18 protein-coding genes, 1 tRNA gene and 1 pseudogene are annotated in these 20650 nt (G+C 67.0%); 10 read left to right on the forward strand and 10 right to left on the reverse strand.

Features of this window, described 5'->3' with window-relative positions:
• The coding region (locus tag QQM67_RS27975) for a WD40 repeat domain-containing protein (RefSeq protein ID WP_314177763.1) at nucleotides 1-1188 on the forward strand (1188 nt) is incomplete at its 5' end.
• Nucleotides 1189-1312: 124 nt separating this feature from the next.
• Here QQM67_RS27975 and QQM67_RS27980 read toward each other — a convergent pair.
• From QQM67_RS27980 to istB, 8 genes and pseudogenes are all read right to left on the reverse strand, one after another.
• Nucleotides 1313-2701, reverse strand: coding sequence for a tyrosine-type recombinase/integrase (locus QQM67_RS27980; protein WP_314177765.1), 1389 nt, complete (start codon nucleotides 2699-2701; stop codon nucleotides 1313-1315).
• 60 nt (nucleotides 2702-2761) lie between these two features.
• Nucleotides 2762-2950: a helix-turn-helix transcriptional regulator gene (locus QQM67_RS27985; RefSeq protein WP_314171476.1), complete on the reverse strand. Its 189-nt coding sequence runs from the start codon at nucleotides 2948-2950 to the stop codon at nucleotides 2762-2764.
• A 347-nt stretch (nucleotides 2951-3297) separates the two neighbouring features.
• Entirely contained in the window at nucleotides 3298-3564 is a 267-nt protein-coding gene (locus tag QQM67_RS27990) for a hypothetical protein (RefSeq protein ID WP_314177767.1), read from the reverse strand.
• A gap of 14 nt (nucleotides 3565-3578) precedes the next feature.
• Entirely contained in the window at nucleotides 3579-4613 is a 1035-nt protein-coding gene (locus tag QQM67_RS27995; RefSeq protein WP_314177769.1) for a hypothetical protein, read from the reverse strand.
• Nucleotides 4614-4693: 80 nt separating this feature from the next.
• Nucleotides 4694-5361 (reverse strand): annotated as a pseudogene (locus tag QQM67_RS28000) (TnsA-like heteromeric transposase endonuclease subunit); the annotation flags it as partial.
• A gap of 294 nt (nucleotides 5362-5655) precedes the next feature.
• Nucleotides 5656-6918 (reverse strand): multidrug effflux MFS transporter, encoded by a 1263-nt coding sequence (locus QQM67_RS28005; RefSeq protein ID WP_314177771.1) that lies wholly within the window; start codon nucleotides 6916-6918, stop codon nucleotides 5656-5658.
• Entirely contained in the window at nucleotides 6915-7427 is a 513-nt protein-coding gene (locus QQM67_RS28010; protein ID WP_314177773.1) for a MarR family winged helix-turn-helix transcriptional regulator, read from the reverse strand. The genes QQM67_RS28005 and QQM67_RS28010 overlap by 4 nt, the downstream gene beginning before the upstream one ends.
• A gap of 72 nt (nucleotides 7428-7499) precedes the next feature.
• On the reverse strand, nucleotides 7500-8315 hold the full coding sequence (gene istB, locus QQM67_RS28015) for an IS21-like element helper ATPase IstB (RefSeq protein WP_314177775.1): 816 nt from the start codon (nucleotides 8313-8315) through the stop codon (nucleotides 7500-7502).
• A gap of 482 nt (nucleotides 8316-8797) precedes the next feature.
• Between istB and QQM67_RS28020 the strand changes: the two genes are divergently transcribed.
• The 3 genes from QQM67_RS28020 to QQM67_RS28030 all read left to right on the forward strand — a co-directional run bounded on the left by QQM67_RS28020 (nucleotide 8798) and on the right by QQM67_RS28030 (nucleotide 10583).
• A complete protein-coding gene (locus tag QQM67_RS28020; protein ID WP_314177778.1) occupies nucleotides 8798-9274 on the forward strand; it encodes a GNAT family N-acetyltransferase in 477 nt (158 codons plus the stop codon).
• 242 nt (nucleotides 9275-9516) lie between these two features.
• The gene (locus QQM67_RS28025) at nucleotides 9517-10356 is read left to right on the forward strand and encodes a nucleotidyltransferase family protein (protein ID WP_314177780.1); all 840 of its coding nucleotides are present in this window, start codon (nucleotides 9517-9519) and stop codon (nucleotides 10354-10356) included.
• The gene (locus tag QQM67_RS28030; RefSeq protein WP_314177783.1) at nucleotides 10353-10583 is read left to right on the forward strand and encodes a hypothetical protein; all 231 of its coding nucleotides are present in this window, start codon (nucleotides 10353-10355) and stop codon (nucleotides 10581-10583) included. The genes QQM67_RS28025 and QQM67_RS28030 overlap by 4 nt, the downstream gene beginning before the upstream one ends.
• A 191-nt stretch (nucleotides 10584-10774) precedes the next feature.
• Here the strand turns inward: QQM67_RS28030 and QQM67_RS28035 are convergent, their stop codons facing one another.
• On the reverse strand, nucleotides 10775-11971 hold the full coding sequence (locus QQM67_RS28035; protein ID WP_314177785.1) for an IS110 family RNA-guided transposase: 1197 nt from the start codon (nucleotides 11969-11971) through the stop codon (nucleotides 10775-10777).
• 497 nt (nucleotides 11972-12468) lie between these two features.
• Between QQM67_RS28035 and QQM67_RS28040 the strand changes: the two genes are divergently transcribed.
• Nucleotides 12469-12583, forward strand: a tRNA-Ile gene (locus QQM67_RS28040).
• Between the two features lie 530 nt (nucleotides 12584-13113).
• On the opposite strand, the gene QQM67_RS28045 is transcribed toward QQM67_RS28040, so the two are convergent.
• Entirely contained in the window at nucleotides 13114-13401 is a 288-nt protein-coding gene (locus QQM67_RS28045) for a hypothetical protein (RefSeq protein WP_314177787.1), read from the reverse strand.
• A gap of 54 nt (nucleotides 13402-13455) precedes the next feature.
• Between QQM67_RS28045 and QQM67_RS28050 the strand changes: the two genes are divergently transcribed.
• The 5 genes from QQM67_RS28050 (at nucleotide 13456) to QQM67_RS28070 (ending at nucleotide 20640) form a co-directional block, all read left to right on the forward strand.
• A complete protein-coding gene (locus QQM67_RS28050; RefSeq protein WP_314177788.1) occupies nucleotides 13456-14187 on the forward strand; it encodes a MerR family transcriptional regulator in 732 nt (243 codons plus the stop codon).
• 757 nt (nucleotides 14188-14944) lie between these two features.
• Nucleotides 14945-15412 (forward strand): cobalamin B12-binding domain-containing protein, encoded by a 468-nt coding sequence (locus QQM67_RS28055; protein ID WP_314177789.1) that lies wholly within the window; start codon nucleotides 14945-14947, stop codon nucleotides 15410-15412.
• On the forward strand, nucleotides 15409-18594 hold the full coding sequence (locus QQM67_RS28060) for an FAD/NAD(P)-binding protein (protein ID WP_314177791.1): 3186 nt from the start codon (nucleotides 15409-15411) through the stop codon (nucleotides 18592-18594). The genes QQM67_RS28055 and QQM67_RS28060 overlap by 4 nt, the downstream gene beginning before the upstream one ends.
• Entirely contained in the window at nucleotides 18594-20240 is a 1647-nt protein-coding gene (locus QQM67_RS28065) for an acyl-CoA synthetase (protein ID WP_314177793.1), read from the forward strand. The genes QQM67_RS28060 and QQM67_RS28065 overlap by 1 nt, the downstream gene beginning before the upstream one ends.
• A 10-nt stretch (nucleotides 20241-20250) precedes the next feature.
• The gene (locus QQM67_RS28070) at nucleotides 20251-20640 is read left to right on the forward strand and encodes a cupin domain-containing protein (RefSeq protein ID WP_314177794.1); all 390 of its coding nucleotides are present in this window, start codon (nucleotides 20251-20253) and stop codon (nucleotides 20638-20640) included.
• Nucleotides 20641-20650: the final 10 nt, after the last annotated feature.

Raw genomic sequence — 20650 nt, forward strand, 5'->3', positions numbered from 1 at the left:
GTGAGTTCGGTGGCTTTCAGTCCTGATGGCGACTCGTTGGCGACGGGCAGTGACGATGGTACGGCGAGGTTGTGGGGTGTGGAGAGCGGCAAGGTACGCGCCACGTTCAAGGGGCATAAGGACGGGGTGAGTTCGGTGGCTTTCAGTCCTAATGGCGACTCGTTGGCGACGGGCAGTGACGACCGCGAGGTGCGGCTATGGGACCTGGAAAGGATTGAGGCCCGCAGCAAGTTTAGAGGTATGGAAAATACCACACTGACTCGTGACGACGAGGCGGATCTCATGGCGTTCAGTCCCGACGGTAGGTCATTGGCAATCGCGTACGAAGACAGTGAAATCGTACGTCTATGGGATGTGAAGAGCGGAAAGGTGCGTGTGACGCTCAAGGGTCACAAAGGCTGGGTGGGTTCGATGGCTTTCAGCGCTGATAGTAGGTCATTGGCGACGGGTAGCGAGGACGGCACGGCGCGGCTATGGAATGTAGAGAGCGGCGAACTGCGCATGACGCTCAAAGGTCATAAGTACAAAGTGAATTCAGTGTCGGTCAGCCCTGACGGAAAATCTCTGGCCGTCGGCGGCCCTAGGGGGACGCAGCTCTGGGATGTGAAGACCGGCAAGCTACGCACGACCTTGAAGACCAAGGACGGGGAGTCCGTCCTTGGTGACCCACTTGCATTTAGTCCCGACGGCAAGTGGTTCGCTGCCGCGGAATTTGATTCAGTATTTCTTTGGAGTGCTAAAGGTGGTAGGGCACGGAGGGTGCTCAAGGGAGAAGATATCGTCGACTCGATTGCTTTCAGCGCAGACGGGAAGTCGTTGGTCGCTGCAAGCGACAACGACTCAGCGCGGCTATGGAATGTAGAAGGCGGCAACGTCCGCACGACTCTGTTTGACGACGACGACACCTGGTCCGAGGAAACGGTGGCATTCGGCTCTGACGGTATGTCGGTAGGCGTCCTTGACGGCGGCACTCTACGGCTCTGGGATATGGCGAGCGGTAGACAAGAGCGCAAAAAAATATTCGTCGGCGATGTCGCGTACAGCAACGGGTTGGCGGTGGGACCAAAGGGCATGATCCTTGCCACGAACAATTACGACGACGTGAAACTGTCGCCGGTGGCACTTCCCGACGCGGGATCCGTCAGTGACTCTATTTGCGCTGTCCTTGACGCAACTTCGTGTGCCTAGCAGTTCGCGGTCAGAGGGGCACGTTTCCGGTTCGGAGACGTGCCCCTACGTACACCGTGCTCCTGCTGTCATGTGCTCTGACTTGACCGGACTCACGGGCTAACCGTATGCGCGGAATCGCGGCTTACTTGCCACCGTTGAGCCGCTTCTCGATGAGTTGGTTGGCCCGCGATTGCTCACCGCGGAGGATCTTTGCGTAGAAGCGGAACAGCACGGTGAGGCTGTGGCCGGCCCGCCTCGCGACCTCCACCGGATCGACGCCGGATTTGATCCAGAGCGAGACACCTGCGTGGCGAAGGGAGTACGGCACGTCGGCGAGCGGCGAGGCGGCTTCCTCTGGTGTGAGGGCCTTGTCGCGTGCTGCGTCCCAGATCTCGCAGTATTCGGTGGACCTGATTCGTCCGCCTAGTGCGGCTCGGAACAGTCGTCCGTCGTCGGCGACTCCGTACGCGGTCACATGGTCGCGGAGCAGGGCGACGAGTATCGGTGGGATCGGTACCGGACGAGTGGCGCGCCGTGCCCGGCGCTTGAGTCCGCGTTGCTCGAAGGAAGCTCCATCGTCTGTCCACCCCGACCCGACCTCCGGCTGACTGCCGGCGAGGACGAGTTCGCCCCACCCTTTCTCTGGCAGATGGCAGTCAGACTTTCGCAGCGAAGCGATCTCTGACGGTCGCATTGCTGCGTAGTAGAGGCAGCCGAAGAACGGCGCGAGGTGTCTGCCCCGCTCGCCCTGTTCGCGTACTGCGGTGAGGAGGGCAGCAACCTGAGCTGGGTTGGGCACGTACCGGAAGTCCACCTCGTCTTCTCTTGGCGGTGTTGTCCAGTCGATGCTCGCCATGGGGTTGGAGCTCAGCAGGTCTCTCTCCACGGCGTACCGAAGCGCATTGCTGAGGACCATGCGCTTGCGGTTTGCCGTGTTCTCCGCTGCCGGCTTCCCGTCGAGCCTGACCGATAGGGCGTCCAGCGCGGCCCTTATCTTCTCGGGGCTCGCGGCCTCGGTGAGCTTCAGCGAGTGCTTGCCGACCCAAGCCAGGGCGTCGGCCACCTCGTCCGGTGGCGTCTCGACGTCTGCGCGTGTGACGGGCTTCCCGTCCTGGCCGGGGACGGCTCGGAACGCCCACGCGTAGAGGGCCGTTCGCATCACTTTCGGATCGGGCGCACCACGCGATGAGGAGACGAATACCGGTGTGAGCACAGCCAGTGCCTCAGCGATGCTGGCTCGGTGCTTGGCCGCGGCCTTTGGCCACTTCATCAGGACGTACGCGGTTGCGTGCTCGTACCAGGTGGGGGTGTTGAGGTCCGACAGCTCGCTGGCGGGGAGTCCGGTTTCCTCGTCGAATTGTTCGCGGTTCCTGAGTGCCGTCATGAGCTCGGAGCGTCGGCCGTCCGCCTGTGCCTTGAGCTTGAAACTCCGCGAGTGCGGACGCGATCCAACACGCCAGCGCAGTTCGAACGGCTTTGGACGGCCCTTGCGATTGCGGATCGACCAGACGTCTACGTCGTAGGTGAGCATGTCTCTCCAAGCCGCGAGGGGCCCGTCGTCTGGCGGGCCCCTCGCACGGAATCGGCGTTATCAGGCGGCTTGCTGTTCGCAGTTGGTCCACCAGGCGTCCAGGTCGCTGCGGCGTACGCGCAGTTGGCCGTTGGGGAGCTTGATGAGCTTGGGTGCCTTGCCGCGTGCGCGCATGCGGTAGAAGGCGGCGCGGGACATGTCGATCTCTTCGAGGACTTCGGTCAACTTGAGGTGTCTCTGGCGGGGCATTCGAGCCTCCTGCTGTTCCGGGCCGCGGTCTCGGGGCGGTACCGGCTGTCGCGGAAACCGCACAATCCGCGGAAAGACATGAACTTGCTGCCTGAGCTGCGGAGTTGGAGCAGCCGGGGCAGCAGTCGCAGAAACCATCGGAAGGGCCGCACAAAGGCCGAGGCGGACGGTTCGTCCGCCGTCGAGCGCATAGCGGGCGCTGTTTGTGCGGGGTTCTGCGTGGTTCTGCGGGGGACGGCGCTGGCCGCCCCGGGGGTGCGTATTCGCTGGTCAGCGGCGAGTGGTCACTGTTTCCGCGGATACTGCGGTTTGCGCGGCCAACTCCCGGGAGTTGGAGTGGTTTGCCCTCATGCCTGGCCTTCCCTCACCTGCGGGTGGATGAGGTACCGCGGGGCGGGCGGGCGGCCCCGTTTGCCCGTGCGGGGTGGGGTGTGGGTACGGAGGTAGCCGTGTTCTTCCAGGAGGGCGACGGCTGGTTCCAGGTCGGCGACCGTCGGGAACTCCGAGCGGGAGAGCTTGGCGAACAGGTCGCGGCGCGAGACCGTTTCCCAGGCGTTCGCGTGGAGCACCTCAAGGAGTGACTGGGCCCTCGCTTGGGCGGCGTCGGCGCCCATGAGGTCGAAGACCGTCAGGGCGTGGTCCGCGAAGTAGTCCGCGATCTCGATGGCGGACGATGCCCAGATAGCGGCAGGACGCCCGGAAGTTGCGTGAGACGAAAACTTTGCCGTGGGTCACAGACGATCGTCTCCGGCACGATCACCGGCCGGGCCGCTGCGTGCTCCAGACGCTTGTCGATGCTCAGCAGCCGCCGGTGCGGCAGCACCGACCGGGACATCCGCAGAGCATCCGACCAGCCCGGACGCATCGTCTCCGGGGTGATGCTGAGGGCCAGCAGGACGGAGGCGTCCGCCGCCTTCGTAGTGGGCCGCAGCACCGCCGCGGTGATCGACCTCGTGGCGATGTCGACCATGGCCGTCAACTCGACCTTCTCGGCGATCCCGTCGTCCAGCCGCACCAGCACGTCCAGCGGAGTGGAGTCGATCTGCATCGGTTCGCCTGGCGCGCTGGCCGGTACTTCACCAAATGGCCCGGACGGTCTCGCGCTGATCGAGCGGCGAGTGCGGGCCGAGCCGGTGGCGTGGGTGCCCGTGGCCAGCTTGTCGAACAACCGGTAGAGCGTGGCCCGCGACGGCAGCTCGACTGCGGCGGTCTCCTCGCGATCAGCCAAGACCTGTCTGGTCCGCCAGATAATGAACCCGATGGTCCTCGACGACGCGTCAGCCGTCTCTCCGATCGCCTGCCGCATCGCTTCCACCACGGCCGGGTCGACCTGCCCGAAGGTCGGCATCTGCTTGGCCGACCGGCCATCCGCCAGCCCGACCAGCCCGTCTCGCTGGTAGCGCTGACGCCGTTGCTTGATGCCGCTGGCCGACACCTTGTGCCCCGCGGTCGTCAGCTCTGCTGCCTTGGCCCGCTCACGTTGAGCCAGCGAGCGCTGTTTCGGGTCGAACTCCGGTCTCGGCGACGTCCCGTCCGGAGCATCCGGTGGCAGTCCGTGCAGCACCTCCAGAATGTGCCCTTCCCACCAACGGGCCTGTTCAGCAGCCGTCTTGGGGAACTCGGCGATCCGGGCCGTCGCCGGCACCTTCCTCTCTCCGATCACCCCGGCCCCTCACCAGCAAGACGCACCACTGAGCGCGGCCCCAGCAATTCGACCGTCATCCCCGCAGCGGTCAGTTCCTGGAGCCAGAGCAAGTGGAACAGCGTTGGCAGCGTCGCCAGTCGATCCCCGGCCGCATCCGCCCCGGCCATCAACGGCCGTGGGACCGCGAAGACTTCTCGGAGCCGGCCCGCGACTGAATCGCGCATGCAACGCGGGTGCCGGTAACGCGACAGCCACCGGACATTCGCCAACAGCACCGCCTCTGGCACCCCAACCCGCTCGAAGCCCCACCCGGCTTGCGCACAACCAGCCGCGTCACCTCGAACGCTTCGGCGTCCCTCAACTCGATCCGTTCATCCGCCCGGACATCGACGACCACCGCCGAGCCGTCCGTATGGCGCACGAAGTAGTCCGGCGCGTGCCGACGCTCCCGCTCGCCGTCGTGCCAGTGCAGCCAGAATGGCTGCGAGGCGATTCCCACGAGGTCCGGGTCGAAGTCCATCAGCACAAGTCGGTCGCGCTCCAGCCACGACTCGAAACCGACGTGCTGCCCGGTCGTCGCCGACCAGTACCAACCCGCGAAGTGACGCTCACCCCGCGACCAGCGAAACGGCCGTACTGGCGACGCGTCCTCGAACCGGGCCGTCACACAGTCCAGCAGCGGACGCCGCCGACGCTCGCGTACAGCGTCCACGTATGACAACTCGACGTACGGCCCTGCAAGTCCCACCCCAGCCGGTACGGCCACCCAACACCCCCAGTTCGATCACCGGACTAGGTTCGCTGAGACAGAAGGCGAAACGACTGGGTTCGATGAGTAAACGCCTCGATTGGATGAGAGCGGACACTTTCCGGAGGCAGTTGGTGGTCACTGGGCTCGTGAGTGTCGACGAGAAGTGACGGCAGGGGGCAGGGGACGAAGGTCGAGTGAGTGACCAGGGCAGCCCGTCGATGAGTGGAGAGCGCTCCTCGCGATGTTGATGGTGCAAGAGCCGGCCGGCGCACCGATGGACGTCCGCGCAAGGATTCACGGCGGCGGAGATCAGATGGTCTTTTCCGTGGAGCCCTTGGACTGGTTGGTGGGTGCGAGGCGGGAGAGGCTGGTCATGACTGTCAGTCCAAGGCAGGCCGTCATGATGGCTGCCATGGGTGCTGGGCTGTGAATTCCGAAGAGTCCGACAGCGGGTGAAGCCGCTGCGCCGAGGGTGAACTGCCCACTGCCGAGCAGGGCGGACGTTGCCCCAGGAGCGTCGCGGCCTCGGCTCTGCGCGACTGTGGTGACGGCGGGGAAGAAGACGCCGAACGCTGTGATCGAGACGAAGAGAGAGCCCCACGTGATGAACGCGCTGCTGCCTACTGTCGCTTGCACGCCGAGCAAGAGCATCGAAGCGGTCAGCGCGACGGCAGCTGAGGTGGCCTGCAATTTCTCCGCGGGCCACCGAGTTACGAGTCGACCGTATGCAAGGCTCCCGGTCATGTTGCCCACGGCGTTGAGACCGTAGACGAGGCTGGAGACCTCGGGGGTCTGATGGTAGATGTCCTGGAAGACGAACGAGGTGCCCGCGATGTAGGCGAAGACGGCGGCGCCTCCGAACGACAGGGACAGCACCGGCGCCAGTACCGAACGCCGGGTGGCTACCCGGCCAACGGACCGGAGGCCACCGGTTATGCCACCGGATGTGCGGTCCTGTCGGGCAAGAGACTCCGGCACCCACCGCAGCACCCCCACCAGTAGCACCAGGCCGAACAGCGCAAGCAGGAAGAAGACGACGCGCCACGGGGCCACAGCAAGTACCGCTCCGCCGAACAGGGGGGCCACCACTGGGCCGAGGGCGGTGATGGCGCCTAACGCGGCGATTTTCTTGGCGAGTTGAATACCGCTGAACAGATCAGTCATCACCGCACGGGCTACGACGATTCCTGCCGCGCCTGCGATGCCTTGACCCACGCGTGCGACGTCCAGGACCACTGCGGTGGGAGCGAAGCCGCAGAGGACGGAGAAGACCGCGAATAGCAACGTCCCGCCCAGCAGTACGGGGCGCCTGCCGATGCCGTCGCTGAGCGGTCCCAGTACGAACTGGCCCACGATGATGCCGATGAGAAAGCCCGTTAAGGAGACCTGGGCGCCGGCGCTGTCGGTTTGGAGGGAGCGTGCTACTTCCGGAAGCCCGGGCACGTACATGTCGGTGGCGAGCGGGCTGGCTGCGCTCAAGCCTGCCAACACGACGAGAAGGCGTATGCCGCCCCGATCTTGCCTTGAGCGGTTGAGGCGGGGATGTTGTGCCTCCGCATGCTCGGCTGTCATAGCGGTGGTGCCGCCCCGGGGTCGCTTGCGGCCTCCCCGTCGATCAAGCCTCTGCCGCCCGTATCTCCGCCCGCTGCGGCCAGTTGCTGCAACAGTCCGGCAGCGATGCGCACAAGGTCGCGTTCAGCAGGCGTGAGAGTCTGACGCAACGCTGCCGCCAGCCAGGCATTGCCGTCCGTCACATGTTCGCGCAGCGCCTCGTGACCGGCCTTGGTGATGTCGACGTCGTGGCTGCGCCCATCTCGCCGGCTGGGTGAGCGCACGATCCGGCCCTGCTCCTCCAGGTCGTTCAGTACACGAGTCAATGACTGCGGCTGTAGCCCCTCGATGGCAGCCAACATCGTCGGGGTCAGCGGACCATCGTGTCGCAGGTTCGCCAGCACCGAGACGGCAAGACGCGACAGTCCCGGTCCGCTTCCCGACTGCTCAGCCCGCAACCGGGAGGCCAGGCGTGAGACCCCCCAACGCAGCATCTCCGCAGTCTCATTCACTTCGCCTGAATCGCCCACACTACTAAGCTAACACTTCGCAAAACTCAAGCAAGAGGCTCACTAGCGAGGGAGGTGGTAAGTGTTCGAGTCCTATTGAGCGCGGCGGCGGTCAACCAGGGCCGCGGGTTCCTCGGCTCGTTTCCGAGTGCTGGCCAGACGGTAGGAGTCGGTGCCGGTCTCGATGATGGTGCCGTTGAAGGTGAGGCGGTCGACGATGGCTGCGCAGAGCCGAGGGTCTGTGAACGTCTTGGTCCAGCCGCCGAAGGACTCGTTGGAGGCGATGGCGACACTGTTCTTCTCCTCGCGTTCGGTCAAGACCTGGAAGAGCAGTTCGGCGCCGTGGCGGTCGAGTTCCATGTATCCCAGCTCATCGATGCAGAGCAGGTCGACGCGGCCATAGCGGGCAATGGTCTTGTTCAGCTGCTTCTCGTCGGCGGCTTCGACCAGCTCGTTGACCAGTTTCGTGGCGAGTGTGTAGCGCACTCGGTAGCCCTTCATGGCTGCCTCTGTGCCCAGTGCGATGAGCATGTGTGACTTGCCGGTACCGGAGTCGCCGATCAGGCACAGGGGTTTCCCGTCCTTGATCCAGTCGCAGCTGGCGAGTGTGTGGACGGTTGCCGCGTCGATGTTGGGGTTGGCGTCGAAGTCGAACGCCCGAAGGGACTTCTCCCGGGGGAAGTTCGCCGCCTTGATGCGTCGCTCCGATCGGCGGCGGGCCCGATCGTCGCATTCAGCCATCAGCAGCTCGGCGAGGAAGCCCCGGTAGGTCATCTGCTCCTTCAGCGCCCGGTCGACGATGTCGGTGAACTCCTTGCGGATCGACGGCAGCCGCAGCATGCGACAGGAGGTGTCGATGGCGGCGTCGGCGGCCTGTTCGGTCAAGCCTCGCTGGCGGGGCAGGGTCACTGTGCTTCTCCCTCATGGTGGTCACCGCCGCTGTCGCGGCGGTGTCGGAGCAACTGGTCATAGGGGGTCACCGAGGGCAGCGGCCTGGTGTCCGGGGGCAGGTGCGCGAGGCGCCACTCATGGAGGGACGTCACTGTCGCGGACGGCGTGCCGGGATCGACTTCGGCACTGCCGGGGTCTGGTTCGGCCTCGGTCTGAGCGGCCTTGCGGGCTTCCAGCGCGACGGCGTCTGCGGTCAAAGCCCCGGCCCGCAGGGCTGCGGCCAGGCCGGCGACGACGTGCTCGTGGGACGTGTGACCTGCAGATTCCGTACCGTGGGCAGAGTCTGGCCGAACTCACCCCTGCGGACCCTGGTTCCTCGTGAGCACCCGTCCGTTCTGGCACGAGAGTGGCACGGCCCGCGGACGTGCCTTGGGCCCACTCCATGCGAGCTATGGGCGGAAGCGGCCGTCACGTCGGCGAGTCTGCGTCAAGATGAAGCCGTGAACGGTATCGCTATTCGTCCTGTCCGGCCCGATGAGTTGGGAACTGTCGCAGAGTTGCGTTGGCGGTGGGCGCGGGAGATTCACGGGGCGCCTGACACCACGCTGGAGGAGTTCACCCCTCGCTTCGTCACGTGGGCGTTGGAGAACGAGTCCTCGCATCGGTGCCTGGTCATAGTCCGCGACGACCTGGTAATCGGCATGGCGTGGTTGGCGATCACGCGGCGTGTGCCGCATCCGCGCGCGTTCGAGCGGGCATCCGGCGATGTGCAGTGCGTGTACGTCGTGCCGGACGTACGCGACGGCGGTTTGGGAGGTCAGCTGATCGACGCGGTCCTGGTGCTCGCGCGTGATCTCGGGCTTGAGCGGGTGACCGTCCACTCGAGTGAGCGGGCGGTTTCGGCGTACTCCCGCCACGGGTTTGCCCTGTCCCCGCTCCTGCTCCAAACCGATGTCATGCCAAGTCGCGCGGGGTGAGTCTGCTGCATTCCGCTGTGGCCGCATCCTTATCAGGTCGACTACGTGGGGTCGTGAACCTCGGTCAACTCGCTTCTGACCTCGATGAGAGGTCCGTCGTCGTTCACTGTCGACCGCCTGTGTCCGCCCCTGTTGGTGTCAGGGCCGTTGGCAGGCTGCGTCGCAAGACGATAGTCCGAACTTCGCCCGGCTGAACCTTTGTTTCGGAGCAATCTAGCCTCAAAGGTGCTAAAAACCTCAGCATGCCGTTGCCCTTCAGTAAGTCACGCATCACTCGGCTCGGAGAGCGCCTGGTTAAAGAGGGTGAGCCGAACGAAGAGGATCTTGCTGCACTAAGTCAACTTCTCCTTGCATATGACGATGCACTGGACTCGGCCCTGGACGTTGTTCGAAGCCTCGGGTTCGAACCTACGAGTCGCGTGAAGAACACTGGGACGATCTTGGAGAAGCTCGCGCGACACGGCGGTTCTTGGCTGAAGAGCATTCAAGATCTCGCAGGCATGCGCATCGTGCTTGATGGTGACAGGAATGCGCAGAACGAAGCCGTTCGCGTGATCACCGAAGCCTTCGCGTCTGGAGAGCGACAACCAAAAACGATTGATCGTCGGGTGCAGCCGAGCCAGGGCTATCGAGCTGTGCACGTGATCGCGTACCCGGAAGGCATCCCGGTCGAGATCCAAGTCAGGACAAAGTGGCAGCACGAGTGGGCCGACATGTTCGAGAAGTTAGCGGACCTCATTGGGCGTGAGATTCGCTATGGCGAGCCGCCCGCCCACTGGTGGGATCGGTTGGAGGACTTGAGGGATGACAAAACACCCGAGCAGGTAGTTGCACTCCGCAAACTCTACGACACCTCTTACCGCCTACATGTCCTAATGACTCGCAGCGCCATCGTCCTTGGTGACCTAATCGACGCGCTAGAGGAGGTAGAGGTCGCAGAGCCAGACGACGATGGTGAGCATGACGAGGAGGTGCGGGACTACTGGGAGAAGGTGCGCGAGGGGTTGGCCAACCTCCGAGAGGAGATGGGCGGTATGACACCTGTCTCACAGAGGGGCGATCTTGGTAACGTGGGCTCATGACTAATGTACTCGTCGTGTACGACCGCTCGGCTGGTCGGCTGCTGCATCAGCAGGAGTTTGAGCACCGACGAGAGGCATTCGCCGCTCGCTTTGACACCGAGAAGGAGTATCGCGGTCACGCAAACGTAGAGGTCGTGGTACTTAGCGCGAAGAGTCGTGATGACCTGCTGCGTACCCACGCTCGATACTTCCTGAGCTTGGACGAGCTTGCGGCTCGTATGGCCTGACGCGGGCTCAAAGGTTGGTGGAGCGGCTTTGGGCTGGAGCCACCTTGGGGCGAGAGGTCAGGGGCTCGTAAGCTTCCCCGCGACTCGGGCAGCACCTCGCCTGCCCGCAATAGCCCGAAGTGAGCCCCTGATCTTCGAGGCTCGCCCCAAGGTGGCTGCTTCCTAATGTCGTTGGTCAAGTGGATGGTCGGTCAGGCGGCGAGGCTGACGGGTTGTGGGGGTTCGTAGCAGCGGTGGTCGCGGAGGAGGGCCCACAGGACATTGACGCGTCGCCGGGCAAGGGCGAGGACGGCCTGGGGGTGGCGTTTGCCTTCGGCGCGTTTGCGCTCGTAGAAGCGTCGTGATTCCGGGCAGTGCTGGATGCTGATCTGCGCGGAGAGGTAGAAGACGCGCTGGAGTCCGCGGTGGTAGCGGTGGGGTCGGTGCAGGTTTCCGCGGATGCGGCTGGAGTCTCGCGGTACGGGAGCGAGGCCGGCGAAGCCCGCCAGTCGGTCGGCTGTCTCGAAGGCAGTCATGTCGCCGCCGGTGGCTGCGAGGAATTCGGCGGCGAGCTGGGTGCTGATACCGGGCAGGCTGGTGATGATCTCGGCATGCCTGTGGCGGCGGTAGCGGTCCGCGATGAGGTCGTCGGCTTCCTTGATCTGCTTGCTGAGCTCGAGGACCCCCTCGGCGAGGCGTTGGATGATGCGGGCGCTCAACTGCTGTCCGGGCAGCGTGATGTGCTGCTTTTCGGCGGCTTCGATCGCGGTAGTGGCGAGCCGTGCCGCATTGCGGACCTTGCGTGAATGCAGCCAACTGGTCAGCGAGCTGTGGTCTGTTCGGCGCACGGCGTCGGGGGTTTGGTGGCCGGTCAGCAGTGTCAGCGGGCCGATGGTGGTCAGGTCCAACGCGCGTTCCAGGGTGGGGAAGACGCTGGTGAGCAGGGAGCGCAGGCGGTTGGTGTTGCGGGTGCGGTCGGCGACCAGGTCGGCTCGGTGGGCGGTGAGGATCTTCAACTCGGCGGTGACCTCGTCGCCGTTGCGCAAGGAGTGCAGGTCGCGCCGCATGCGGGCCTGGTCGGCGATGACGGCTGCGTCACGGGCATCGGTCTTGGCGCTGCCGCGGTAGCTGCTGGCCGCACGATTGACGCTCAGACCCGGGAGATAGAGCAGATGCTGGTCGTGTTCGGTGAGCAGACCGATCAGCAGTGTTGCTGGGCCGTCGGCCAGATCGATGGCCCAGGTGACCGGTTGCTCCTCGGCAAGGGCAATGACATCGCTCAGCAGCTGCAGTAGCTCTGGTTCGTCGTTGGCCACGCGGCGGGAGAGCAGCCTGCTGCCCTCGCTGTCGATCGCGACGCAGTGATGGTGAAGCTTTCCCGCGTCTACTCCGGCCCAGACCTGGGGCATGGCGACCTCCATACTCGACGCTCGGTGGTCCCGTGAGACGACGTCGCCGGCCTGGCCCTACACAGCGATGAACTCGCACGTCCTAATCAGCGGCCGAGTCGTCACAGGGCGCCGGGCGGCCAAGCAGCCAAAGCCATGATCGGCAGCCTAAAGCGAGCCACACCCGACGCCCCTCGGGCCCACCGACCCTACGAATGGCCGGACCAGACCCATCAAGAACGTAGGGCCTAAAGCCGTGGAGCCGACCGCCCCAGCCACGCCGGTGCCCAATACCTCAAGCTCGTCTTCGCGCGCGGGCCGGCGGCCGGGCCGGAGCGGGGCGGAGACAGGAGCGTCGGCCCGGCGGCAAGCCGGGCCGCGCGGCGAGCGGAGCGAGCACTTGAAGTAGCAAAGAAGGTTGCTACTCACCGCCTGAGGCGGCCGGCGGTTGGCACCGCGCTCTGGCGGCGCGTGGCCGACTCTGTGGGCTACGTGTGGGCCAACGACCTGATCTGCGTGAAGGCGACAGCGCTTCGTCGCAGGTGGTGGGGCGTCTTAGAGCTTCAAGCTTGGCGGTCTTGAAAACCGTCGTGAGGTGATCCCTCACCGTGGGTTCGAATCCCACCGCCTCCGCCGAGGTGAGAGAAGCAGCAGTTCACAGGGTCGCTCGTCCTGGACGGGCGGCCCTTCGGCGTTGAGGCTGTCTCACCCTGATTCGCCTGAATCTCGCTTTGGATCACGCTGTGTGGACCAGGCGTGGACCAGATTCGAGGCATCATCCGTGCGCGAATCACGAGGTCAGCACCATGACATGCAGCACGGCCCCCGGCTCTTGCCGGGAGCCAAAACGCGTTCTGCGTCTGGGCTTGGAGCTCGTCTCATTTGGGCTGGACGGTCGGTCGGCAGGCCGCGGCTGTGGGGATCGTGGAGCGCATGATGCCGGAGCGACATTGGCGAAACGAGACCGACTCTGTCCCAAGCGAGGCAGGCATTGAAATTCGGCGAGCATGGAGCCATGGCGACGGCGAAGCAGCGCCGGTAGCGCGCCCTCGGTGACAGCGAGGCGCCCATCGTGGCTCTCGCGCACGCACTGGTTCGGCCGTGCCGAATTGGGCCGAACTCGATGGCTGCAGCCTGGACGGCAACTGCGACCGATCGGATCCTCAGTCCCCTGACCCGTCGGCCGGTGCTTTCAGGAGTCGGTTCAGCTCGTCCTCGGCGTCGTCGTATCCGGCGTCGCAGATCCGTTGCAGCTCGCGCAGATCGCCGGTGGCGGCCGCGCGTCGAGTGAGCAGGAACCCGGCGCGCATGGATCCCTCGTCCAGTAGCTCGTTCAGCTCGCCGAGGTCGCCCGCCGCGTCGGCGAGGTCGGCCAGTTGGTCCAAGGCGGTCTCGTTGCCCGCATCGGCCAGCTCGCGCAAGGTCTCCCGATCGATGTTCGTGTTCGCCATAACGCCAGGGTGCAACCCTGCCCTAGGGGAAAGGTCAAGTGGGACGATGGCCGGGTGATCACCATCGGGCAGCTGGCCAGGTATGTCGGGGTGTCGATCAAGACCATTCGCGTCTATCACGACAAGGGTCTGCTCCCCGAACCCGACCGTGATGCGTCGGGGTACCGTCGCTACGGCGCGCACGACGCCATCGAGTTGATCAAGATCCGGACGCTTGCCGAAGCCGGCGTCCCTCTGGCCCGCATCCGGGGCCTGCGATCGGCGCCCGACGAAGAGTTCCAGCGGGTGCTGCGCGAGATCGACGACGAGGTCACCGCTCGCATCCGCGGCTTGCGGGCGACGCAAAGGCGCCTGCGGCAGCTCGCCGCCGGGCAGCTGGCACCGCTGCCCGCCGAGGTTGGCATGTATCTGGAGCGCCTGGCGCGCTGGGGATTCACTCCTCGATGGGTGGACCTGCAACGCGACTTGTGGATCCTCGTGTTCGCCGCCCACCCGGACCAGGCGGTCACACTGTTTCAGGACCAAAACGAGATCCTGGCCGACCCTGCGCAGCGGCAGCTCTTCCTCGATTACGACCGTGCGCACGACTTCGACCCCGGCGATCCCCGCGTCGATGATCTCGCCAGCCGGATCGCTGAGGCGACCCGAGAACGCTACGGACCCGACGAACTGCCCCAGCTGGACGCAGCATCCGAGATCCCCGCGCTCATCCAGGGCACAGTCAACGCCTCGTCCCGTGCATGGCAGCGACTCGACATGCTCATCCGTGAGCAACTCGACACCTGACTCGACGTCGCGGACACACCGTCCCCGAGTCACCCCAGGGACAAATGCGGAGGAAACAAACGCCGCGGATACCCTTCGCCGGGACGGATGGGGTGGCTGAGACGCGGTGGCCGCCCGCCGGCCTGCCGACCTGTGTGGGACGAGGCGTACCGTCCGTCCGGAGCGCGCCCGGAGGGATCAGGGGAAGCGGCCATGCCCGTCAAGGGCAGTCATGCGCGGACGGGACAGCGGAGGCCGGAGCCGTTCCGGCTTCTTCCGCGGCCGGTGGCGGGCGCATCCGGCCGGCTCTGCGGGATGCGCGGGCAGCCGGATGAAATCTCACAGACCGTTCGAGTGCCGTGCGGGAAACCGGAATTCGCGGGTGCCGCAGTGGCCCGCCCGTCGCGGCCAACCGGTCGGACGTTATGGTTCCGCCTGCAAACGTGTTGCCTCCGGTGCTCGCGGCTCCCCCTCCCGTCATGTGAGGCGACACCGCTCGTGAGGCGACGCTGCCCCAGGCTGTCCCATCTCCTCTGTTCGCCGTGCCCAGTCCGGCCGTCGAGGCGATCCCGTGGGTGTCTGTCCGCTGCGGTGCGGGGCCCGTCGCGGCCCGGGGTTCGTGTCAATAGGGGACACAGTGGCGACGTGTGCGGGTTTGTCGGACATCTCGAATGAGAGTTCGCGCTTCCCGAAAGTAATTATGAAACAGGCGTGAGTGGATGTGACTGTACGGAGGACTTGATCGAAAAGCAGCAACGCTGCAGTCACTGGGGGATCCTTGTCCGCGTTAGTTCGCCTCAAACGTCGCGTCGTCCTGTCGACCGTCTCGTCCGATTCCCATACCTGGAATCTGGTGTTCCTCCAGCTTCTGCTGGAGGAGCTCGGGTACGAGGTGGTCAATCTCGGAGCGTGCGTACCCGACGACGTACTGATCGACGAAGTCCGCGCCCACCGGCCGGACGTCGTGGTGATCTCGTCGGTCAACGGCCACGGTCACATCGACGGGGCCCGTCTGATCGGCAGGCTCCGGGCGTCCGGCGACCGGGCCGTGGCGCAGGTGCCGGTTCTGATCGGCGGAAAGCTGGGCATCGCCGGCGGCGCAGACACCGGTCTGGCCGGTGAGCTGATGACCGCCGGATTCGACGCCGTGTTCACCGACGGCGCCGACCCGGCCGAGCTGGGCCGCGCCATGCGGCAGTTGGCCGGCGCCGGTGTGCCCGCGGCCCTCGAGGCGGTGTCCGCATGACCGCCGCAGTTCGGCCCGACATGCAGACCTATGTCGAAGAGGCCGCCGCCGCCGGACAGTTGGTCGTCCAGCCACGCATGGGGATGTCGGACCCGAAACAGATGGCCGACGGCCTGCGGGCCGTGACCGCGGCCCGTGCCCGCACACTCGGCACGCTCACCATCGACTCCTACACCCGCGTCGAGGACGTCGCCGGGGCGCGGGCCGCACTGGCCGCGGGGAAGAGCCTCAACGGCTTCCCCATCGTCAGCCACGGCCGGCAGGTCACCGAGCGCGTGGTGGCGGCAACGGGATACCGGATCCCCGTACAGGTGCGGCACGGTTCGGCCCGTCCGGGACACATATTCGACGCGATGGTCGCGGCGGGGCTCTCTGCCTCCGAGGGAGGCCCCGTCTCCTACTGCCTGCCCTACTCGCGTCTGCCGCTGGCGGAGGCCGCCCCGGCGTGGGCGGACGCATCCCGCCGGTTTGCCGAAGGCAGTGCGGCACGGGGACGGCGGGCCCACCTGGAGACGTTCGGCGGCTGCATGGTCGGCCAGATGTGCCCGCCGTCGCTGCTGATCGCGCTCAGCGTGCTGGAAGCGCTGTTCTTCGCACAGTGCGGCGTGCGGTCGGTCTCCCTCTCTTACGCGCAGCAGACCAACCCGGTGCAGGACATCGAGGCGCTGGCGGCGCTGCACCACCTCGCGGAGGAGTTCCTGCCGGCGGACGTCGCCCGGCACGTGGTGCTGTACACGTACATGGGCGTCTTCCCGCACACCGAGGCGGGCGCGGAACTGCTGCTGGACGCCTCGTCCCAGATAGCGATGCGCGGCGGCGCCCAGCGGCTCATCGTCAAGACCGTGGCGGAGGCCCACCGCATACCCACCGTCGAGGAGAACATCGCGGCTCTCGAACGGGCGGCGCGTGTCGGACGCGCGGCGCTGTCCGACGAGTGCGAACTGCCGTGGGCCCGTCAGGCCGACTACGAGGCCGTGTACATGGAGGCCCTGGCACTGGTCGAGGCGGTACTGGGACTGGACGCGGACATCGGCACCGGCCTGCGGAAGGCCTTCGCAGCCGGTGTACTGGACGTCCCGTTCTGCCTGCACCGCGACAACGCCGGCGCCACGCAGGGGGCGATCGGCGACGACGGACGGCTGGTGTGGGCGAAGACCGGTGCGATGCCGCTGTCCTCGTCCCATGCGAAGACCAGCGCCGTCACCTCCGCCCGTCTGCTGGGCATGCTGCGCTACACCGCGGAGACGCACGACCGGGTGGCCGGCGAACTGACCGGCGGCAGCGGGCGGCACCGGATCGCGATCGTCGGCTCGGGTCCGCGCGGCCTGGCCGTGGCCGAGCGTCTGGCCGCGCGGCTCGCCGCCGGTCCGTCCGAACAGCCCGTGGAGATTACCCTCGTCGACAAGGTGCAGGTCGGTGCGGGGCGGGTGTGGCGTACCGACCAGGACCAGACGTACCTGATGAACACGGCGTGCGGCGAGGTCACGATGTTCTCCGGCCCGGAGGACGAGGGTCCGGCGCGCGCTGCTGCCGGTCCGTCTCTCGGGCAGTGGTGGGCCTCCGTCGACCCGGACTTCCCAGGACCGGGCGCGTACGCACCGCGGGCACGGTACGGCGAATACCTCCACTTCTACCTGGACGCCGTCGAGACCTCCCTGCCCGCATGGGTGACCCTGCGGCGGGTGACCGGCGAGGTGACCGGCGCCGACCGCGAGAAGAACGGCACCTGGCGGCTGACCTTCGCGGACGGGGAGCGGATCGACGCCGACCGGCTGGTATTGGCGACCGGCCACCCGGTGACCGGCCTCTCCGGCGACCAGGCGGGCCTCGCCGCCTTCGCCGACGGCAATGCGCGGATCCGGTACATCCGGGGAGACAGCGCCGCCGACATGCCGTTGGAGAGCATCCGGCCCGGGGCGAATGTGGCCGTCCTCGGCATGGGCCTTTCGTTCTACGACGTCACCGCGGCACTCACCACCGGCAGGGGCGGACGGTTCGAGGACGACGGCCAGGGCGGCCTGCGCTACATCGCATCCGGGCGCGAGCCGCGGCTGATCGCGGGCTCGCGCTCCGGGGTGCCCCTGCCGGCACGGGGGCTCAACCAGAAGGCGCCGGACTGGAGATACCGGGCGCGCCTGTTCACCGCCGAACGCATCAACAGGTTGCGTGCGAAGGGACCGCTCGATTTCGTCACCGACGTGTGGCCCTGGCTGAACGCCGAGATCCAGCTCGTCTACTACGCGACCGCGGTGCGCGGCAGGCACGGTACCGAGGCGGAGGACGCCTATATCCGTGCCGTGGCGGCCGAGGTCGACGCGGCCGGTCCGCACACGGCCGAACGGACGGCCCGGCGGCGGGCGCGGCAGCTCGGCCTGGACCACCTCGCTCCGCTCGACGTGCCCGCGCTGGCCCGGCCGTTCGGGAAGCGGCGTTTCGCAGGTCCCGCGGAGTACACCGCCGCGCTGGCGGAACTGATCGAGGCCGACATCGCACAGGCCGGCTCGGGTAACTTCCACGGGCCTGCGAAGGCGGCCCTGGACGTGCTGCGTGACGTGCGCGGCACCATCCGGCGCGCCGTCGACGACGGGGGTCTGACCGCGCTCTCGCACCGGGACGGCTTCCTGGGCTGGTTCGTTCCGCTCAGCTCGTTCCTGGCCGCGGGTCCGCCCGTGGAGCGGCTGAAGCAGACCCGCGCCCTGATGGACGCCGGGGTCCTCGAAGTGGCCGGTCCGGCGGCGCAGTTCACCACCGACGCGGACAGCGGCCGGTTCGCGGTCGCCTCGGCGCAGGTTGCGGGCTCCCGACGGCTGTGCGAGGTGCTGATCGACGCGCGCATACCGGCGCCCGACCTCAGCCGCGACCCGGCCCCGCTGACCCGGCAACTGACCGGTGCCGGCATGTGGACTCCGTGGATCAACACGGGGGGCGGCGCCGACTTCGACACGCAGGGCGTGGCCGTGTCGGCGGCTCCCTACCGTCCGGTCGCCGCCGACGGCGAGTGCGTGGAGGGCATGTACGTGCTCGGCATTCCCACCGAGGGACAGCGCTGGTTCATGCAGGTCGGCTCCGCCCGGCCCGGGCCGTGGACCGAGTTCACCAAGGACGCCGACGCCATCGCGGAGGCCGCGCTCACCGTCACCGCGCCCCCCTGGGAGATCCAGTCACTCGAAGGAGCACGCTGATGTCCGGAACTGATCGCTCCTACGACACCTTCCGCCGGACGGACTCGCACGAGCTCTTCGCCGCACGGCGCGACCTGCTGCTCGATCTGCGCAGCGATCTGGCAGCGGCACGCTCCGCGTTCACCTGGCCCAGGCCGGAGACTTTCAACTGGGCCCTCGAGTGGTTCGACGTCGTCGCGGCGGGCAACAGCCGGCCCGCCCTGGAGCTGAACGCGGCCGACGGCTCGGCGACGGAGGTGACGTACGAGGAACTCTCCTCCCGTTCCGACCAGGTGGCCAACTGGCTGACCGGGCTGGGCGTCCGCAGGGGGTGCCGGGTGCTGGTCGTGCTCGGGCAGCAGCGGGAACTGTGGGAGACGCTGCTGGCCTGCTTGAAGCTCGGCGCCGTCGTGATCCCCTGCTACACCTCGCTCACGCCCGCCGAAGCAGCCGACCGGGTCGGGCGCGGCCGCGTACAGGTGGTGGTCAGCCGCAGCGACATCGCCGCCAGGTTCGCCGGAGTCGACGTCGAGAAACGGATCGCGGTGGGGGAGGCCGTCGCCGGGTGGACCGCCTACCAGGATTCCTGCGCGGCGCCCGACAGGTTCGTGCCCGACCGCCCCACGCCTGCCGCCGACATGGCCTTCGCCTACTTCACCTCCGGCACCACCTCGGCCCCCAAGCTCGTCACCCACACCCACGCGAGCTATCCCATCGGCCACCTCTCATCGATGTACTTCAACGGCCTGCTGCCCGGCGACCGGCACATGAACATCTCCGCCCCGGGGTGGGCGAAGCACTCCTGGTCGAGCTTGTTCGTGCCGTTCAGCGCCGAGGCCACGCTGATCGTGCTCGCCGACGGCGGACCGGACCCCGCCCGCCTTCCCCGGTTCCTGGAGGAGCGCAACGTCACCAGCATGTGCGCTCCGCCCTCCGTCTGGTCGCAGGTCGTACCGCACCTCGCGGATGGCAGGCCCAGGCTGCGCGAGGCCACCAGCGCCGGCGAACCCCTCCCGGTGCCGCTGGCGGACGCCGTCGCGGAGGCTTGGGGCGTCCAGGTACGCGACGGGTACGGGCAGACCGAGACGACCGCCCTGATCGGCACCACCCCGGGAATGCGCCGCAAGCCCGGCCGGCTGGGCAAGCCACTGCCCGGGTGGGGCATCCGCATCGAGGACGGCCAGGTCTGCGTGGACCTGGCGGACCGGCCGGCCGGCATCATGAGGGGCTACGACGGCGACGAGGAGCGCACCCGTGCGGCGCTCGGCGGCGGGCTCTACCGCACGGGGGACATGGCGGAAGCCGACTCCGACGGCTACATCCGGATCCTCGGCAGGTCGGACGACGTGTTCAAGTCCGGCGGCCACCGCGTCTCCCCGTACGAACTGGAAGCGCTGCTGCGCTCGCACCCCGCCGTCCGCGAGGCCGCCGTCGTCCCGGCCGAGCACCCGACGCTCGGTCAGGCCCCGCACGCGGTCGTCGAGTTGTCGCCCGGCGGCACCGCGACGGCGGAAGAGCTGCTCGCCCACGTCGACGACCTGGTCACACCGGCGCTGCGCGTCCACACCGTCCGATTCACCGACCGCCTGCCGAGAACCGTCTCGGGAAAGATCCGCCGCGCCGCGGTGCGACCCGAAGCGGCCCCGGCCTTCAACTGCTCCCTCTAGGAGGACATCTGTGTCTGCCGACACTTTCACTGCCACCCTGCCCGGCATTCTGCGCAGCGTCGACGAACGCGGCATGAAGGCCGAAGAGCTGGTCTTCGAGCCGCTGACCTCCGACGGCCGCAGCGGTGTCGGAATACACCGCCTCTACACCACCGAGCAGACCGGCGAACAGGGCCCGGCTGCCGGGATAGTCCGCTACGAGCCGGGCGCGACGACTGTCCCGCACCGCCACGAGGGCTACGAGATCATCTACGTCTTCGAGGGGAGCCTGGAGACCGATGCGGGCGAGTTCCCGGCCGGCAGCCTGCTCGTGATGGAACCCGGCTCCGTGCATGCTCCGCGCTCCGCGACGGGAGCCGTGCTGCTGGTCGTGTGGGAGAAGCCGGTTAACACCATCTGACACCCGCCGC

The sequence above is a fragment of the Streptomyces winkii genome (assembly GCF_032248595.1).
GTDB classification, from domain to species: domain Bacteria; phylum Actinomycetota; class Actinomycetes; order Streptomycetales; family Streptomycetaceae; genus Streptomyces; species Streptomyces winkii.

What these genes read in the sequence shown, in the direction of transcription:
- QQM67_RS27980 (WP_314177765.1), bottom strand. Translation starts at nt 2,701, where the DNA reads ATGCTCACCTACGACGTAGACGTCTGGTCGATCCGCAATCGCAAGGGC.
- QQM67_RS27985 (WP_314171476.1), bottom strand. Translation starts at nt 2,950, where the DNA reads ATGCCCCGCCAGAGACACCTCAAGTTGACCGAAGTCCTCGAAGAGATC.
- QQM67_RS27990 (WP_314177767.1), bottom strand. Translation starts at nt 3,564, where the DNA reads ATGGGCGCCGACGCCGCCCAAGCGAGGGCCCAGTCACTCCTTGAGGTG.
- QQM67_RS28005 (WP_314177771.1), bottom strand. Translation starts at nt 6,918, where the DNA reads ATGACAGCCGAGCATGCGGAGGCACAACATCCCCGCCTCAACCGCTCA.
- QQM67_RS28025 (WP_314177780.1), top strand. Translation starts at nt 9,517, where the DNA reads ATGCCGTTGCCCTTCAGTAAGTCACGCATCACTCGGCTCGGAGAGCGC.
- QQM67_RS28030 (WP_314177783.1), top strand. Translation starts at nt 10,353, where the DNA reads ATGACTAATGTACTCGTCGTGTACGACCGCTCGGCTGGTCGGCTGCTG.
- QQM67_RS28035 (WP_314177785.1), bottom strand. Translation starts at nt 11,971, where the DNA reads ATGCCCCAGGTCTGGGCCGGAGTAGACGCGGGAAAGCTTCACCATCAC.
- QQM67_RS28045 (WP_314177787.1), bottom strand. Translation starts at nt 13,401, where the DNA reads ATGGCGAACACGAACATCGATCGGGAGACCTTGCGCGAGCTGGCCGAT.
- QQM67_RS28060 (WP_314177791.1), top strand. Translation starts at nt 15,409, where the DNA reads ATGACCGCCGCAGTTCGGCCCGACATGCAGACCTATGTCGAAGAGGCC.
- QQM67_RS28065 (WP_314177793.1), top strand. Translation starts at nt 18,594, where the DNA reads ATGTCCGGAACTGATCGCTCCTACGACACCTTCCGCCGGACGGACTCG.